This is a genomic window from Streptomyces sp. (genome assembly GCF_031181555.1).
Lineage (GTDB): Bacteria > Actinomycetota > Actinomycetes > Streptomycetales > Streptomycetaceae > Streptomyces > Streptomyces fimbriatus.
In genome coordinates this window covers 21778-36720 of sequence record NZ_JAPSKQ010000051.1, presented here as the reverse complement: position 1 = coordinate 36720, position 14943 = coordinate 21778, and the positions used below count along the sequence as shown (strand labels likewise).

Here is a 14943-nt window from a genome sequence, read left to right as displayed (position 1 = left end):
GAGGGACTGGCAAGGCTCCGCGCAGTTACGGAACGCCATCTTCCGCATTTTGTGGGAGCGCGCCCACACACGGCAGCGGGGGCCGGCGGTTCGCAACCGCCGGCCCTCGCACGCCCGAGGGCGTGGTGTCGTCCGCTCCGGCCCGCCTACAGCACCGGCAGGTTCTTCCGCAGCTCGAACGCGGTGACCTCGGAGCGGTACTCCTCCCACTCCTGGCGCTTGTTGCGCAGGAAGTGGTGCGGCCAAGACCGCGCCTCCTCAGAATGACGTCACTGCGGCTCTGGCCGCTAACCACGCGGTCGTCGTTGGTGGTTGTCGGTCACCATGGGCCACCTTCCGACGGCCCAGAGACGGCCCGGTACCCGTTCGTCTTAGCTACGGCTAGGCACTCAGCGGTCTTCCCCCGCTGACACCTCCTAGCTCCTTCTCCCCACGGTTCCCCACTCCGAACGGCTACCGCTCAGAGCAAGCATCACCGCTGTCGGCCGCACCGGATTACGCAAACGAGCAGACGAAGCAAGATGACTTCGATACAGTTGCCGTTATGACGCACCCTCAGGGAGAACCCTTCAAAAGCCCCGATCGCCTGCTCTTCACCTTGGCAGAAGTAGCTACTTTACGGTCCCTGGAGTTGGCTGGAAGTCGACTCAAGGCGCGCGAGAACCGCTCACCCAGAGGGCGACTTACACATATCCCTAAGTGGGATACTCATATTGAGATTCGCGCGACTAGCGGGGAGCTCGAAAAACTACTCAAGGGCGCTTGGGATATTCCAGCAAAGGCTGGTTGCCCGGCCGACCTGCTGAACGTTCTCGATTCCCACTGTCGTCAAATCCTAGTTGAGGGAACGGCGTATAGCAGAGAGGCGTTGCGAGGCGAGCTCAAAGTGCACGGGTTCCTTTCCTGAGGATCGCAAGACCTCGCTCAGCAAGGACTTGAATGTCGAACACCTCGCAGTTGCCTCCAGAGGAAGAGTACGTGCGCGTCTGTCTTTCCAGGACGCTAGGCGTGCCGATAGAAGCGCACGATGACCAGTCGCGATCAAGCATGTATGACCTCAAAATTCTGTATGCGGATAGGCCGACGGCTCCGGTTGAAGTCACCTCGGACGTGGATGGCCAGACTATCTCGACACTGAACTCCCTCGCAAAAAACTACAATAACGGACTCTGGGAAGCTCCGTCACTCGAACGCCTGTGGCTTGTGCAGGTCAGTAGGAATTCGCGACTCAGGTACCTGTGGCACCACTTGGAGGCCAATCTGGGAGCACTGGAAAAAGCAGGCATTTACGTTTTCGAGTCCGATACCTGGATGCATGATTGCCATGGCGAGAATGTAAGTTTAGCCGCCCAAAAGCTCGGCAAATTGGGTGTTGAGAGCGCACACTCTCGTCCCGCTGTCGATGGTGCGCCGAAGATTTCACTCACCTGGATTCAGCATTGGGGCCCTTGGGATGGATCTGGAGAAGATATCACGAGATGGGCCAACGAATTTCTATCTTCTCCACGCTGTGAGGACAACATCAAAAAGCTGGCTACCCCCGGCGCGGCCGAAGCTCATTTGGCGGTATTCGCGCATATGAGTGCGGTGCCGTGGAGCGTCTGGCGAGGGCTTCTAGACTCCAGCGTCGTTCCGCTTACTCGTCCCACCTTGCCTACACCCATAACGAATATCTGGATTTTCCCCGCCCCTTGGGGATCTCCGTGGGGAGAAAGCGCCCTTGCCTTCGACTCATCTAAGGGTTGGCACCGCTTCGAGACGAGTGAGTAAGCCGCGTAAACGCCCAGTTACGGCTGAGCCCTAGGTGCCCTCGCGGCAGCTTCGCAATGACCAGGTAAGAGACCCGGACAGTGAACCCCTTCCAACCTGACGGGTGGTTGAGCTGCGGGCCCCGGCGGCGGACATGAAGAAAGCTCCTGGTAGACGGGTTCACGACCAAGATCACCGCATCCGCCAGGAGCTCGTGTGCTTGTCTACCCGTCTGCCATCGATCTGTCCACCCGTACCCTGCGTCGTCTCTCCGGTCTGCTGGCAGGTCACCGACGCCGGATCGGTTCTCGTTGGCGCCGCCTGAGCTGCGGCCGACAGGCTCTGCTCGTACTCGCCCACCTACGCTGCGGCGACACCTACAACCGCCTCGCCGCCGGCTTCCAGGTCGGGATCGCGACGGTCTACCGCTACATACGCGAGGCCGTCGGCCTCCTGGCCACCCTTGCCCCGACACTGGAGCAGGCCATGCACACCATCCGCAGGAAGGCGTACGTGATCCTCGACGGCACACTTCTGCCGATCGACCGTGTTGCGGCCGACCGCCCGTACTACTCGGGAAAGAAGAAGCATCACGGGGTGAACGTGCAGGTCCTCGCCGACCCGGCCGGACGACTGCTCTGGGTCTCGGACGCCCTGCCCGGCGCCGTCCACGATCTGACCGCGGCCCGCACCCACGGCATCCCCGCCGCCCTCGCCGCCGACGGCATCAAGTGCTGGGCGGACAAGGCATACCAGGGCGCCGGACCCGCCGTCCGCGTCCCGATCCGGGGCAAGCACCTGCGCGGCTGGCGCCGCCGCCACAACCGCGATCACGCAAAGATCCGAAGCCTCGGCGAACGCGCCATCGTCACTCTCGAACTCACCAGCTGATCAAGATGGAGAGGGCTCAGTGTGCGGAAGAGTTCGGCGCCGATAACGAGCGCGGGACGGTGGTCGAAGCGACACCGATCCCATTTGTGCCCGCGTCGTGTCCAGCTACTTGCGAGCCGGGCGCGGGCTGGATTCGGCCGAGCTCGCGGCTCAACCCGGACTCCCCTCCGGCGTGCTCAGCTGTGCTCAGCGAGGAGCAGTACCGCCCGGGGACTCTGCGCCCAGGAGCGTGAGCAGCCCGGGAAATCTCTTGTCGATGTCCGCGCGTCGTAGTCGGATGCCCTTGCGGTTGCCGTAGTCGATCTCGTCGATGAGACCTGCCTCGCGCAGGACTCGGAAGTGGTGGGTCTGGGTCTGCTTCGAGATCGGAAGATCGAACGAGTTGCAGCCCCGCTCGCTGTCGCTGCGGTCGGCGGCCAACTCCGTCATCACCGAACGACGGTGCTCGTCGGCGAGGGCGCGAAACACCGTCCCCAGATCGAGCGCATCGGCCTCCGGGCCGACCAGGTTCTTCCCGGCCACGCGGCACCTCCTTCAGGTACGACTTGAATCGTACCTGAAGAATGTGCTCCACTGAGGTACGAAATTTTTCGTACCTTGGTTCCGGTTGCGCTGCCCGTCCCGCCGCGCTCTGAGAGCCGGCCCCGGCACTCGCCGGGGAGCTGGTCATCCTCGACACTCCGAGAGGTCATCGTCATGAAGAAGCCCGAGGTGCTGATAGTCGGTGCCGGAATCGCAGGGCCCGCGCTCGCATATTGGCTCTCCCGGAACGGCTACCGGCCAACGGTCGTCGAACATGCCCGGCAGCTGCGCTCCGGTGGCAGCGCGGTCGTCGTGAAGGGGCCCGCGATCCCGGTCGCCGACCGCATGGGCATCCTCCCGCAGCTGCGCGGGCTCGCCACCCGCAATCGGTCACTGACCCTGCTCGACCCCGGCGGCAGGCGAATCCTGCAGCTCCCGCTCACCTCGGACAAGGCGCCGACGGTCGAGGTGACCCGAGCCGACCTGTCCGAGGTGCTCCACCGGTCGGCGCAGACCGAGGCCGAGTTCTTGTTCGACGACACGGTCACCGCTCTCGACCAGGACGAAGGCGGGGTGGACGTCACCTTCCGTAGGTCCGCGCCACGGCGCTTCGACCTGGTAGTCGGTGCCGACGGGATGCACTCCACCGTACGGCGCCTGGTATTCGGACCCGAGCGGCAGTTCGCGAGCGACCTGGGCCTGTACGGCGCGACCGTGCCACTGGAACCCGACGCCGTCGAGGACCCGAGTGAGATGACGATGCTGACCGTGCCGAACCGGATGCTGGTCGTCCACCCCTCGCGGACCACCCCGCTCGCGATCTTCACCTTCCGGACCGCACAGCCAGCGCCCCACGACCGCAAGAACATCGCCCTTCACAAGCAGACCGTGGCCGACGCCTACGCCGGCGTGGGGTGGCGGGCACCGGAACTCGTGGCGGCCTTCCTCGACCACCCGGCCCCGTTCTTCGACCCCCTGACCACCCTCCGGATGCCCTCGTGGTCCCGCGGACGGGTCGTCCTGCTCGGGGACGCGGCGGCGGCGACAGCCCTGCTGGGTGACGGGTCCAGCATGGCGATGGCGGGCGCGTACGCCCTCGCGGAAGAGCTCGCCGCCCATCCCGGTGATCACGCCCGCGCCTTCGCCGTCTACGAGTCGCGGCTCCGCCGTGAGGTGGGTCCGCGGCAGCGACGTGTCGGTCTGCTCTCCAGGCTCATGGTGCCCCGCACCCGGCCGGGCCTCGCAGTGCGCAATACGGTGGGCCGCGCGGTCGGCCGCACGCACCGGAGCGCCACTCGCGAAGCCGCGAACCGGTAGACCGAGCCCGCACCGACCGCTCACCGGCCGGTGCGCAGCTCCCCTGTAGCTCCCAACCGGGTCGGCGCCGCCATGCGAGCAAGCCATGGCCGCCCTGAAGGGCTGGCGCCCCCGGCGGAAACTCCGCTGTAGCACCAACCGAGTCACCGCCATCGTGAAGACGATCCCCGCCCTTCGTCACGCCTCAACCTGAGGTTGGAAAAGGCTCACTGAGTCACTACCTCGGACACAACGATCCGGGGTTCACACTCCGGGTCTATACGCACCTCATGCCGAGCAGCGACGCACGGGCCCGGAAGGCGGTGGACGGCCTGTACGAGGGCGCCGATCCGGCGCCGGACGGCCCAGAGACGGCCCAGGGGCAGTGAGCCACGATGGGGCCGACGGTTCGCGACCGTCGGCCCCATCCGTCGAATCGGGGGGAAACATGCCCTGACCTGCGCTTAGAGGACCGGCAAGTTCTTCCGCAGCTCGAACGCGGTGACCTCCGAGCGGTACTCCTCCCACTCCTGGCGCTTGTTGCGCAGGAAGAAGTCGAAGACGTGCTCGCCCAGGGTCTCGGCGACCAGGTCGCTGCGCTCCATCAGGGTCAGGGACTCGCCCAGGTTCTGGGGCAGGGGCTCGATGCCCAGGGCGCGGCGCTCGGCGTCGGAGAGGGCCCAGACGTCGTCCTCGGCGCCCGGCGGGAGTTCGTAGCCCTCCTCGATGCCCTTGAGGCCGGCGGCCAGCAGGACGGCGTAGGCGAGGTACGGGTTGGCGCCGGAGTCGAGGGAGCGGACCTCCACCCGGGCCGAGCCGGTCTTGCCGGGCTTGTACATCGGGACGCGGACCAGGGCCGAGCGGTTGTTGTGGCCCCAGCAGATGTAGGAGGGGGCCTCGCCGCCCGCGCCGGCCGTGCGTTCCGTGCCGCCCCAGATGCGCTTGTAGGAGTTGACCCACTGGTTGGTGACCGCGGAGATCTCCGCCGCGTGCCGCAGCAGGCCCGCGATGAAGGAGCGGCCGACCTTGGAGAGCTGGTACTCGGCGCCGGACTCGTAGAAGGCGTTCCTGTCGCCTTCGAACAGCGACAGGTGCGTGTGCATGCCGGAGCCCGGGTGCTCGGAGAACGGCTTCGGCATGAACGTCGCCTGTACGCCCTGCTCCAGCGCCACCTGCTTCATCACCAGGCGGAAGGTCATGATGTTGTCGGCCGTGGAGAGCGCGTCGGCGTAGCGGAGGTCGATCTCCTGCTGGCCGGGCGCGCCCTCGTGGTGGGAGAACTCCACCGAGATGCCCATCGACTCCAGCATGGTGATCGCCTGGCGGCGGAAGTCCATGCCCACGTTCTGCGGGGTGTGGTCGAAGTAGCCGGAGTTGTCCGCGGGGGTCGGGCGGGTGCCGTCGACCGGCTTGTCCTTCAGCAGGAAGAACTCGATCTCCGGGTGGGTGTAGAAGGTGAAGCCCAGGTCGGAGGTGCGGGCCAGCGCGCGCTTGAGGACGTAGCGCGGGTCGGCGAAGGACGGGGAGCCGTCCGGCATGAGGATGTCGCAGAACATGCGGGCCGTGCCGGGGGCCTCCGCCCGCCAGGGCAGGATCTGGAAGGTCGACGGGTCCGGCTTGGCGATCATGTCGGACTCGTACACCCGGGCGAAGCCCTCGATGGCGGAGCCGTCGAAGCCGATGCCCTCGTCGAACGCCTGCTCCAGCTCGGCCGGGGCGACGGCCACGGACTTCAGGAAGCCCAGCACGTCGGTGAACCACAGGCGCACGAACCGGATGTCGCGCTCCTCCAACGTCCGGAGCACGAACTCCTGCTGCTTGTCCATCTTCCGCTTCCCATCCTTGCCGGTCAGGCCGCCTGTTCCTCCCGGGCCCCGGGAGACGGTCGGGCACTCGGGCATCCCACCACACCAGCGTTTCATACGCGTTGCCGGCCTTGATCGGCCGACCGGCCGCGGCCTGAACGCCTCGCACACGGCAGGTGCACCGCCCTGCCGCCCATCTTGCCCGTTCGGACCGGTATCCGTAACGCCCGGCCCCCCGCCCCGGGCGGGCGGGCCGGGAGCGGCGGGCCGTGGCGGGCCTGCGCTGGCGGACCCGGGGGACACCGAGCAGGAGCGGGCCCGTCGGGTGGGAGCCGCCGGCCACGGCGAGGCGCACGAGGACCCGCAGGGCCAGGCCGGTGGAGCGCAGCAGCCGCGTACGCGGGCAGCGCAGGTAAACCGGTGTCCGGGCCCCACCTCATCCGGTCGGACGGCGAGGAGCGGGAGCCGGTCCGCATCCGGCCGATCTCGTCGACCCCTACGACTCACTCCACTTCCCCCATTACGATCAGCTCACCCGTTCGTCCCATCCCCCCGAAGGACACTCCCATGGGCTCCGCCAAGAAGAGCAGCGCGGCACGCACGGCGCGCATAGAGGAGATGCGGCGCGCAGAGCAGGCCCGCGATCGCCGCAACCGGATCCTCGTCATCGCCGCCAGCGTGGTGGTCGTCGCCGGACTCGTCGCCGGCGGCGTGGTCCTGGTCCAGTCGCAGTCGGACGACGGCGACAGCGCGGCGGGCGACGCGAAGACCGCCGGCCGCTTCGTCACCGGCGAGGACGGCGTGAAGAAGTGGGAGGGCACGCTGGGCCGCAACCACGTCACCAAGTCGGTGAAGTACCCGGTCGCGCCCCCGGTCGGCGGTGACCACAACCCGGCCTGGATGAACTGCAACGGGGACGTCTACACCGACGAGATCAACAACACCAACGCCGTCCACTCGCTGGAGCACGGCGCGGTGTGGGTGACGTACAACGACCGGGCCGACAAGGCGGACGTCGACGCGCTCGCGGCGAAGGTGAAGAAGACGCCGTACACCCTGATGAGCCCGGTCGACGGCCAGAAGGACCCGATCATGCTCACGGCCTGGGGTCACCAGCGCGCGGTGACCGGGGCGGACGACCCCGCCGTCGACGCGTTCCTCGAGAAGTTCGTCCAGGGCGAGCAGACGCCCGAGCCGGGCGCCGCCTGCACCAACGGGCTGAGCGGGTGAGGCAGGCCGGACTGATCGCGGGGGCCGCGGCGGTCGCGCTCGTCGCGGCCGGTGCGATCAGCTACGCGGTCGCCGGGGACGAGGGGACGGACCGGACTCCTTCCGCCGGCTCCGCGGACGCCGGGTTCGCCCGGGACATGGCCGTGCACCACCAGCAGGCCGTCGAGATGTCGTACATCGTGCGGGACCGGACGGACGACGAGGAGGTCCGGCGGCTCGCCTACGACATCGCCCAGACGCAGGCCAACCAGCGGGGCATGATGCTGGGCTGGCTCGACCTGTGGGAACTGCCGAAGGTGTCCGCCGATCCGCCGATGACGTGGATGGGCATGGGGGACACGGCCTCCGGCAAGGACGGGGCGCTGATGCCGGGGATGGCGACCAACGCCGAGATGAAGCGGCTGGAGACCCTGAGCGGGAAGCAGGCGGAGGTCTTCTACCTCCAGCTCATGACGGACCACCACAAGGGTGGGGTCCACATGGCGCAGGGGTGTGTCCGCGCGTGCGAGGTCCGGGTGGAGAAGCGGCTCGCCCGGGGCATGGTGGAGGCGCAGCAGTCGGAGATCGAGCTGATGGCGGGGATGCTGAGGGAGCGGGGGGCGGCGCCCCGTTCCTAGGCCCTGTCCCGTCCTCGGCGGCCTCGTCGCCGGAGCGGCCGTCCCGGCCGCCGGCGGGGTTCCCCCACATCGTGTCGCTCTGACGATTACGGTGACTACACTGGGCCCGTGCCTCAACTACGCCTCGCCCTGAATCAGATCGACTCACGCGTCGGTGACCTCGCCGGCAACGCCGAAACGATCGTCCGCTGGACCCGGCACTCCGCCGAGCAGGGAGCCCACCTGGTGGCGTTCCCGGAGATGGCGCTGACCGGGTATCCCGTCGAGGACCTCGCCCTCAGGTCGTCCTTCGTGGAGGCCTCCCGCGCGGCCCTGCGCTCGCTCGCCTCGCGGCTCGCCGAGGAGGGCTTCGGGGAGCTCCCGGTGATCGTCGGCTACCTCGACCGCAGCGCGGCCGCCCAGCCGAAGTACGGACAGCCGGCGGGAGCGCCGCAGAACGCCGGCGCCGTGCTGTACGGCGGTGAGGTGGCGCTGAGCTTCGCCAAGCACCACCTGCCGAACTACGGCGTCTTCGACGAGTTCCGGTACTTCGTGCCGGGCGACACCATGCCGGTGGTGCGGGTGCACGGGGTCGATGTCGCCCTCGCCATCTGCGAGGACCTGTGGCAGGACGGGGGGCGGGTGCCCGCGGCCCGGTCCGCCGGGGCCGGGCTGCTCCTCTCGATCAACGCCTCGCCGTACGAGCGCGACAAGGACGACACCCGGCTGGAGCTCGTGCGCAAGCGGGCGCAGGAGGCCGGGTGCACGACCGCCTACCTCGCGATGATGGGCGGGCAGGACGATCTCGTCTTCGACGGGGACTCGATCGTCGTCGACCGCGACGGTGAGGTCGTGACGCGTGCGCCGCAGTTCGCCGAGGGCTGCTTCGTGGTCGACCTCGACCTGCCCGCCGCCGCCGACGACGCGCCGACGGGAATCGTGGACGACGGCCTGCGGATCGACCGGGTCGTGCTGTCCGGGACGCCGCTGCCCGCGTACGAGCCGAAGCTGAGCGGCGGGTACGCAAAGCGGCTCGACGACGACGAGGAGGTGTACTCCGCGCTGGTCGTCGGGCTGCGCGCGTACGTCGCGAAGAACGGCTTCGAGTCCGTGCTGATCGGGCTGTCCGGGGGGATCGACTCGGCGCTGGTGGCCTCGATCGCGTGCGACGCGCTGGGGGCGGAGAACGTGTACGGCGTGTCGATGCCGTCGAAGTACTCGTCCGAGCACTCGAAGGGCGACGCGGCGGAGCTGGCGCGGCGGACGGGGCTGAACTACCGGACGGTGCCCATCGAGCCGATGTTCGACGCGTACATGGGGGCGCTGGGGCTGACCGGGCTCGCGGAGGAGAACCTGCAGTCCCGGCTGCGGGGGACGCTGCTGATGGCGATCTCCAACCAGGAGGGGCACATCGTGCTGGCGCCGGGGAACAAGTCGGAGCTGGCCGTGGGGTACTCGACGCTGTACGGGGACTCCGTGGGGGCGTACGGGCCCATCAAGGACGTGTACAAGACGTCGGTGTTCCGGCTCGCGCGGTGGCGGAACCGGGCGGCGGTGGAGCGGGGGCAGACGCCGCCGATCCCGGAGAACTCGATCAGCAAGCCGCCGAGCGCGGAGCTGCGGCCGGGGCAGGTCGACACGGATTCGCTGCCGGACTATCCGGTGCTGGACGCGATCCTGGAGCTGTACGTGGACCGGGACCGGGGGGCGGACGAGATCGTCGCGGCCGGGTTCGACCGGGAGCTCGTGACGAGGACGCTGCGGATGGTGGACCGGGCGGAGTACAAGCGGCGGCAGTACCCGCCGGGGACGAAGATCTCGCCGAAGGGGTTCGGGAAGGACCGGCGGCTGCCGATCACCAACGGGTGGCGGGAACAGGCGCCCCTGGTGGACTGAGCGGGTGCCCGCGGCGCCCGTGCGGGTGCGGGTACGCGCACAGCGCTCGTGCCGGTGGGCGGGGGCGGGGAACGGCACGGCGGGCGCCCGCCGTCCCGTTCCCCGCCCGCCGTGCGCGACTGCGGCGTCAGTCGTCCGGGGTGACCCTCACCCGGGCCGCGATGGGGAGGTGGTCGCTGGCCGTCGCCGGGAGGGTCCATGAGCTCTCCGGCTCGGCGCCCTTGACCATGATCTGGTCGATCCGCGCCATCGGGAACGAGGCCGGCCAGCTGAAGCCGAAGCCGCTGCCCACGGCGCCCTGCGTGGAGCGCATCTGGGAGGTGACGGCGTTCAGGGCGCGGTCGTTCATCGTGCCGTTCAGGTCGCCGAGCAGGACGATGTTCTTCAGGGGTTCCTCGGCGATGGCCTCGCCCAGGGCGTTCGCGCTCTTGTCGCGCTGGCGGGCCGTGAAGCCGGCCTCCAGCTTCACCCGGACCGAGGGGAGGTGGGCGACGTAGACCGCGACCTGCCCGGCGGGGGCCGTCACCGTGGCGCGCATCGCGCGCTTCCAGCCGAGGCGGATGTCGACGGCCTCCACGTCGCTCAGCGGGTACTTGCTCCACAGGCCGACCGTGCCGACCACCGCGTGGTACTTGTACGTCGGCGCCAGCGCCTTCTCGTAGGTGGGGACCTCCGAGGCCTTCAGTTCCTCCAGGGCCAGGACGTCCGCGCCCGAGGCGGCCACGTCGCGGGCGGTCCCGGAGGGGTCCGGGTTCTGGGCGTTGACGTTGTGCGTGGCCACCGTGAGGTCGCCGCCGGCGGCGGTCTTGTCGGTGAGCAGTCCGCCGAAGAGGTTCAGCCAGACCGTCGCGGGCAGGACCGTCGCGATCAGCGCCGTCGCCGACCTGCGGAGCAGGGCCAGCAGGAGGAGGAGCGGGACGAACAGGCCCAGCCAGGGCAGGAACGTCTCGACCAGGCTGCCCAGGTTGCCCACCCGGTTCGGGATGTGGGCGTGGGCCAGCATGACCAGGGACACCAGGGCCGCGCACGCGGCCAGGACCAGGCCCCGGCGCCAGATGCGGCGGTCGCCGCGCCAGCCTCTGGTCAGGCGGTCGAACAGGCGCTGAAGCCGGGTTGTCCGGCGCTCGGGCCCCGAGCCGCCGGTGTCCGTCTCCGTCATGTACGCCTGCTGCGCCATACCGTCGCCTCACAACCTGCCGTGCACACCGTCTCCCCGTGTCCGTACGACCCTAGGGGATGATCGGTTCCTTTCCTGCCGTCCGTCGACGGCCGTACGGGGGCGAGGACGTGCGGGGCCGCCCGAGGAGTTCCGGGCGGGGGCACGGAAAGCGCCCTCTGTGACGAAACGCGCACATCGGGGTGGCCGCCGGCTTCCGTCTCCTACGGCCTCGGGCCGAGGGGGCGCAGGCCCTGGAGCAGGACGTCGACGACCCGTTCGGCGAGGTCGTCCGGCAGGTCGGCGTCGGGGCGCAGGACGGTGCGGACGAGGAGGGGGCCGACGACGATGTCGTTGAGCAGCTCCATGTCGACGTCGGCGCGCAGTTCGCCGTTGTCCCGGCCCCGGCGCAGTATCTCCAGGCCGAGTGTGCGGCGCGGCAGGACGACGGTGTCGTGGTAGGCGGCCCAGAGCTTCGGGCTGCTCCTCATCTGGGCGCGCACGTGGTGCAGGATGGCCGACGTCCTGTCGGCCAGGCCGCGCCGGCGCAGGGATTCCAGGAGGACGACGAGGTCGTCGCGCAGGGAGGTGCCGGGGAGTTCGGGGTCCGGGGGTTCGGCGGCGCGCACGACGTCGACGAAGAGTTCCTCCTTGCCGCTCCAGCGGCGGTAGACGGTGGCCTTGCCGACGCCGGCGGTGCGGGCGATGCGCTCGATGGAGAGCTCCGCGAGGGGCACGCCGTCCTCCAGGAGCTTCATCACGCCCTCGATGACGGCGCGTTCGACGGCCTCGCTGCGGGGGCGGCCCCGTGCGGGACCGTCCTGCCGGGAGCCGGTGCCGGCCGGACTCACGTCGCTGCCTCCTTGTCGTGGACCGGGGTGGTTCTCCCCGGCGCCCGGCGGGAACGGCCCACCGGGCAGGGGTCACCGCTCCGCCGCCGGCGCCAACTCCTGGTTCCGGTCCCCTCCTTCGGACGCCGGGGTGCGGCCGGGCAGGAACAGGGCGGTGACGATCGCACCGGCCACGGCGACGCCCGCTCCCCACAGGGCCGTGACGTGCATGGCGTGCAGGAACGCGTCGCCCGCCTCGCCGACCAGTGCTTCACCGCGCGCGCCCAGCCGGTCCGCCGCCGCCAGGGTGGCCTCGATGGACTCGCCGGCGGCGTGGCGCGCGCCGGGCGGCAGCAGGCCGAGCTCGTCCTCGATGTCGGTGCGGTAGGCCGCGGACAGCACCGAGCCGAGGACGGCGATGCCGAGGGCGCCGCCGACCTGGCGGAAGGTGTTGCTGAGCGCGGAGGCCGAACCGGCCTTCTCGCGGGGCAGGGCCTGCATGATGACGACGCTGACCGGTGTCATGACGTGCGCCATGCCGGTGCCCATCAGGAAGAAGACGACCTCGAGGAACCAGATCGGCGTGTCCGCGTCCAGCAGGGCGAACGCGGCCAGCGTCGCCGCCAGCATCACCAGGCCGCCGGTGGTGGTGGCCCGGTGGCCGAAGCGGTCCACCAGCAGCCGGGCCCGCGGCGCGAAGATCATCTGCGTGGCGGCCAGCGGCAGCAGCAGCAGACCGGTGTCCAGCGGCGAGTAACCGCGCACGCTCTGGATGTAGAAGACGGCGAAGAACGTCACGCCCATCAGCGCGAAGAAGACCAGCGCGACCGCGGCGATCGCGGCGGAGAAGACCTTGCTCCTGAAGTACGTGACGTCGATGGACGGGTGGTCGCTGCGCTTCTCGACCACCACGAAGACGGCGAGTACGGCGAGACCGGCGCCGACGGTCGACAGCACCGTGGCGTCGGTGAAGTCGGCGAGCCGGCCGCCCTTGATGATGCCGTAGACCAGCAGGACCAGGCCGGTCACGGACAGGACGACGCCGAGGGGGTCGATCCGGCCGGGCTTCGGGTCGCGCGAGTCGGGCACCAGCCAGAGCATCAGGGCGACGGCGAACAGCACGATGGGCACGTTGACGAGGAAGACCGAGCCCCACCAGAAGTGGTCCAGCAGGACGCCGCCGGTGATCGGGCCGATGGCGATGGCGAGCCCCACGCCGCCGGTCCAGATGCCGATGGCCTTCGGCTGCTCGTCGCGTTCGAAGACGTTCATCAGGACGGCCAGGGTGGCCGGCATGACGAACGCGGCGCCCAGCCCCATCACCGCGCGGAAACCGATCAGTTCGGCCGGGGAGCCGGAGAACGCGGCGAGTGCCGAGCCGATGCCGAACACGGCGAGACCGCCGATCAGCACCTTCTTGCGGCCGAGCCGGTCGCCCAGCAGTCCCGCGGTGAACAGCAGGCCCGCGAAGACGAGCGTGTAGGAGTTGATCGCCCATTCCAGCTCGCTCTGCGTGGCGCCCAGACCGGTGGGGGCGGGGGTGGAGATCGTCTTGATGGCGACGTTCAGGATCGAGTTGTCCAGGACGACGATCAGCAGGCTCAGCATCAGGACGCCGAGGATCACCCAGCGGCGCCGGTGCACGGCTTCCGGAACTCGGCGGGCGGGGGCGGCAGGAGTGGTCATGCGGCCCAGCCTAGTGATTTTCGATACGAAACCGTCTCGTATCGGTACCTTTTTCTCGTACCGGCACTCTTCTCCCGTATCGGTACTCCTTCGCCGAGATCCTGCCCGTGCGCCGCGACCGTTCCGGCCGCGTTCGGGGAGGGGCGGCGGTGGCCGGCCCACGGGCGGTGTGCGGGGAGGAACTCACACGGGGGTCCTCTGGCCGTGGGCCGGGCCGAGGTGCCACCATGGACGTGGTCCGGGGACGCCGTCAGGGCGCCTCGAGATGACGTGTTAGGAGCCGTTGCCATGACGCAGCTTTCGGCTGCCCAGACTGCGAAGTCGTCCTCCCCCGACGGCAGCAAGGCGCTTTACGGGGGCAAGGGCACGCGCCGCATCACCGTCCGCGACATCGCCGCCGCCAAGGAGCGCGGCGAGAAGTGGCCCATGCTCACCGCCTACGACGCGATGACCGCGTCCGTCTTCGACGAGGCCGGCATCCCGGTGATGCTCGTCGGCGACTCGGCGGGCAACTGTCACCTCGGGTACGACACCACCGTGCCCGTCACCCTCGACGAGATGACCATGCTGTCCGCCGCGGTGGTGCGCGGCACCAGCCGCGCCCTGATCGTGGGCGACCTGCCGTTCGGCTCGTACCAGGAGGGCCCGGTGCAGGCGCTGCGCTCGGCGACCCGGCTGGTGAAGGAGGCCGGGGTCGGCGCCGTCAAGCTGGAGGGCGGCGAGCGCTCGCACCGGCAGATCGAGCTGCTGGTGGAGTCCGGCATCCCGGTGATGGCGCACATCGGGCTGACCCCGCAGTCCGTGAACGCCATGGGCTACCGCGTGCAGGGCCGCGGCGAGGAGGCCGCCCAGCAGCTGCTGCGGGACGCCAAGGCCGTCCAGGACGCGGGCGCCTTCGCGGTGGTCCTGGAGCTGGTGCCGGCCGAGCTGGCCGCCGAGGTGACCCGGACGCTGCACATCCCGACGGTCGGCATCGGCGCGGGACCTCAGACGGACGCGCAGGTGCTGGTGTGGACCGACATGCTGGGGCTGACCGGCGGCCGGGTGCCGAAGTTCGTGAAGCAGTACGCGAACCTGCGTGAGGTCATGAGCGGCGCGGCGAAGGCCTTCGCCGAGGACGTCGTCGGCGGAACGTTCCCGCAGGAGGAGCACTCCGTCCACTGAGCCATCGCGGTACGACAGCCGGCCCCGCCGATCCTCCCCCGTCGGCGGGGCCGGCCGTCTTGCGCGCCCGGCACCGTGTCCCCTGAGGGTCCCCGGTGGCCCCCAGAGGTTCCCTGGAGGCC

At 69.5% G+C, this 14943-nt stretch carries 11 protein-coding genes and 2 pseudogenes; 7 read left to right on the top strand and 6 right to left on the bottom strand.

The annotated features are described in order from the left end of the window. Positions 1 to 146 precede the first annotated feature (146 nt). Positions 147 to 233, bottom strand: a pseudogene (locus tag RIM90_RS31555) (glutamine synthetase); the annotation flags it as partial. A 706-nt stretch (positions 234 to 939) separates the two neighbouring features. Between RIM90_RS31555 and RIM90_RS13535 the strand changes: the two are divergent. Continuing rightward, entirely contained in the window at positions 940 to 1770 is an 831-nt protein-coding gene (locus RIM90_RS13535) for a hypothetical protein (protein ID WP_309060919.1), read from the top strand. Positions 1771 to 1965: 195 nt separating this feature from the next. Beyond that, positions 1966 to 2628, top strand: a pseudogene (locus RIM90_RS13530) (transposase family protein); the annotation flags it as partial. A gap of 198 nt (positions 2629 to 2826) precedes the next feature. Here the strand turns inward: RIM90_RS13530 and RIM90_RS13525 are convergent. After that, the gene (locus tag RIM90_RS13525) at positions 2827 to 3162 is read right to left on the bottom strand and encodes a winged helix-turn-helix domain-containing protein (RefSeq protein WP_309060918.1); all 336 of its coding nucleotides are present in this window, start codon (positions 3160 to 3162) and stop codon (positions 2827 to 2829) included. A gap of 174 nt (positions 3163 to 3336) precedes the next feature. Between RIM90_RS13525 and RIM90_RS13520 the strand changes: the two genes are divergently transcribed. Continuing rightward, complete coding sequence (locus RIM90_RS13520) at positions 3337 to 4479, top strand: FAD-dependent monooxygenase (protein WP_309060917.1); 1143 nt, start codon at positions 3337 to 3339, stop codon at positions 4477 to 4479. 443 nt (positions 4480 to 4922) lie between these two features. Here the strand turns inward: RIM90_RS13520 and glnA are convergent, their stop codons facing one another. Beyond that, positions 4923 to 6284: a type I glutamate--ammonia ligase gene (gene glnA / locus RIM90_RS13510; protein WP_309060916.1), complete on the bottom strand. Its 1362-nt coding sequence runs from the start codon at positions 6282 to 6284 to the stop codon at positions 4923 to 4925. A gap of 546 nt (positions 6285 to 6830) precedes the next feature. Between glnA and RIM90_RS13505 the strand changes: the two genes are divergently transcribed. The 3 genes from RIM90_RS13505 (at position 6831) to RIM90_RS13495 (ending at position 9985) form a co-directional block, all read left to right on the top strand. Continuing rightward, a complete protein-coding gene (locus RIM90_RS13505) occupies positions 6831 to 7493 on the top strand; it encodes a DUF3105 domain-containing protein (RefSeq protein ID WP_309060915.1) in 663 nt (220 codons plus the stop codon). Next, positions 7490 to 8110, top strand: a complete 621-nt coding sequence (locus RIM90_RS13500; RefSeq protein WP_309060914.1) for a DUF305 domain-containing protein — start codon at positions 7490 to 7492, stop codon at positions 8108 to 8110. Before RIM90_RS13505 ends, RIM90_RS13500 begins: the two co-directional genes overlap by 4 nt. 108 nt (positions 8111 to 8218) lie before the next feature. Next, on the top strand, positions 8219 to 9985 hold the full coding sequence (locus RIM90_RS13495; protein WP_309060913.1) for an NAD+ synthase: 1767 nt from the start codon (positions 8219 to 8221) through the stop codon (positions 9983 to 9985). Between the two features lie 127 nt (positions 9986 to 10112). Here the strand turns inward: RIM90_RS13495 and RIM90_RS13490 are convergent, their stop codons facing one another. The 3 genes from RIM90_RS13490 to RIM90_RS13480 form a co-directional block, all read right to left on the bottom strand. Further along, entirely contained in the window at positions 10113 to 11162 is a 1050-nt protein-coding gene (locus RIM90_RS13490; RefSeq protein WP_309060912.1) for an endonuclease/exonuclease/phosphatase family protein, read from the bottom strand. A 203-nt stretch (positions 11163 to 11365) separates the two neighbouring features. Further along, complete coding sequence (locus RIM90_RS13485) at positions 11366 to 11992, bottom strand: TetR/AcrR family transcriptional regulator (protein ID WP_309060911.1); 627 nt, start codon at positions 11990 to 11992, stop codon at positions 11366 to 11368. Between the two features lie 72 nt (positions 11993 to 12064). Then, positions 12065 to 13657 (bottom strand): MFS transporter, encoded by a 1593-nt coding sequence (locus RIM90_RS13480; RefSeq protein ID WP_309060910.1) that lies wholly within the window; start codon positions 13655 to 13657, stop codon positions 12065 to 12067. Positions 13658 to 13945: 288 nt separating this feature from the next. Here RIM90_RS13480 and panB point away from each other — a divergent pair, with 288 nt between their 5' ends. Further along, positions 13946 to 14821, top strand: a complete 876-nt coding sequence (gene panB / locus RIM90_RS13475) for a 3-methyl-2-oxobutanoate hydroxymethyltransferase (RefSeq protein WP_309060909.1) — start codon at positions 13946 to 13948, stop codon at positions 14819 to 14821. Positions 14822 to 14943: the final 122 nt, after the last annotated feature.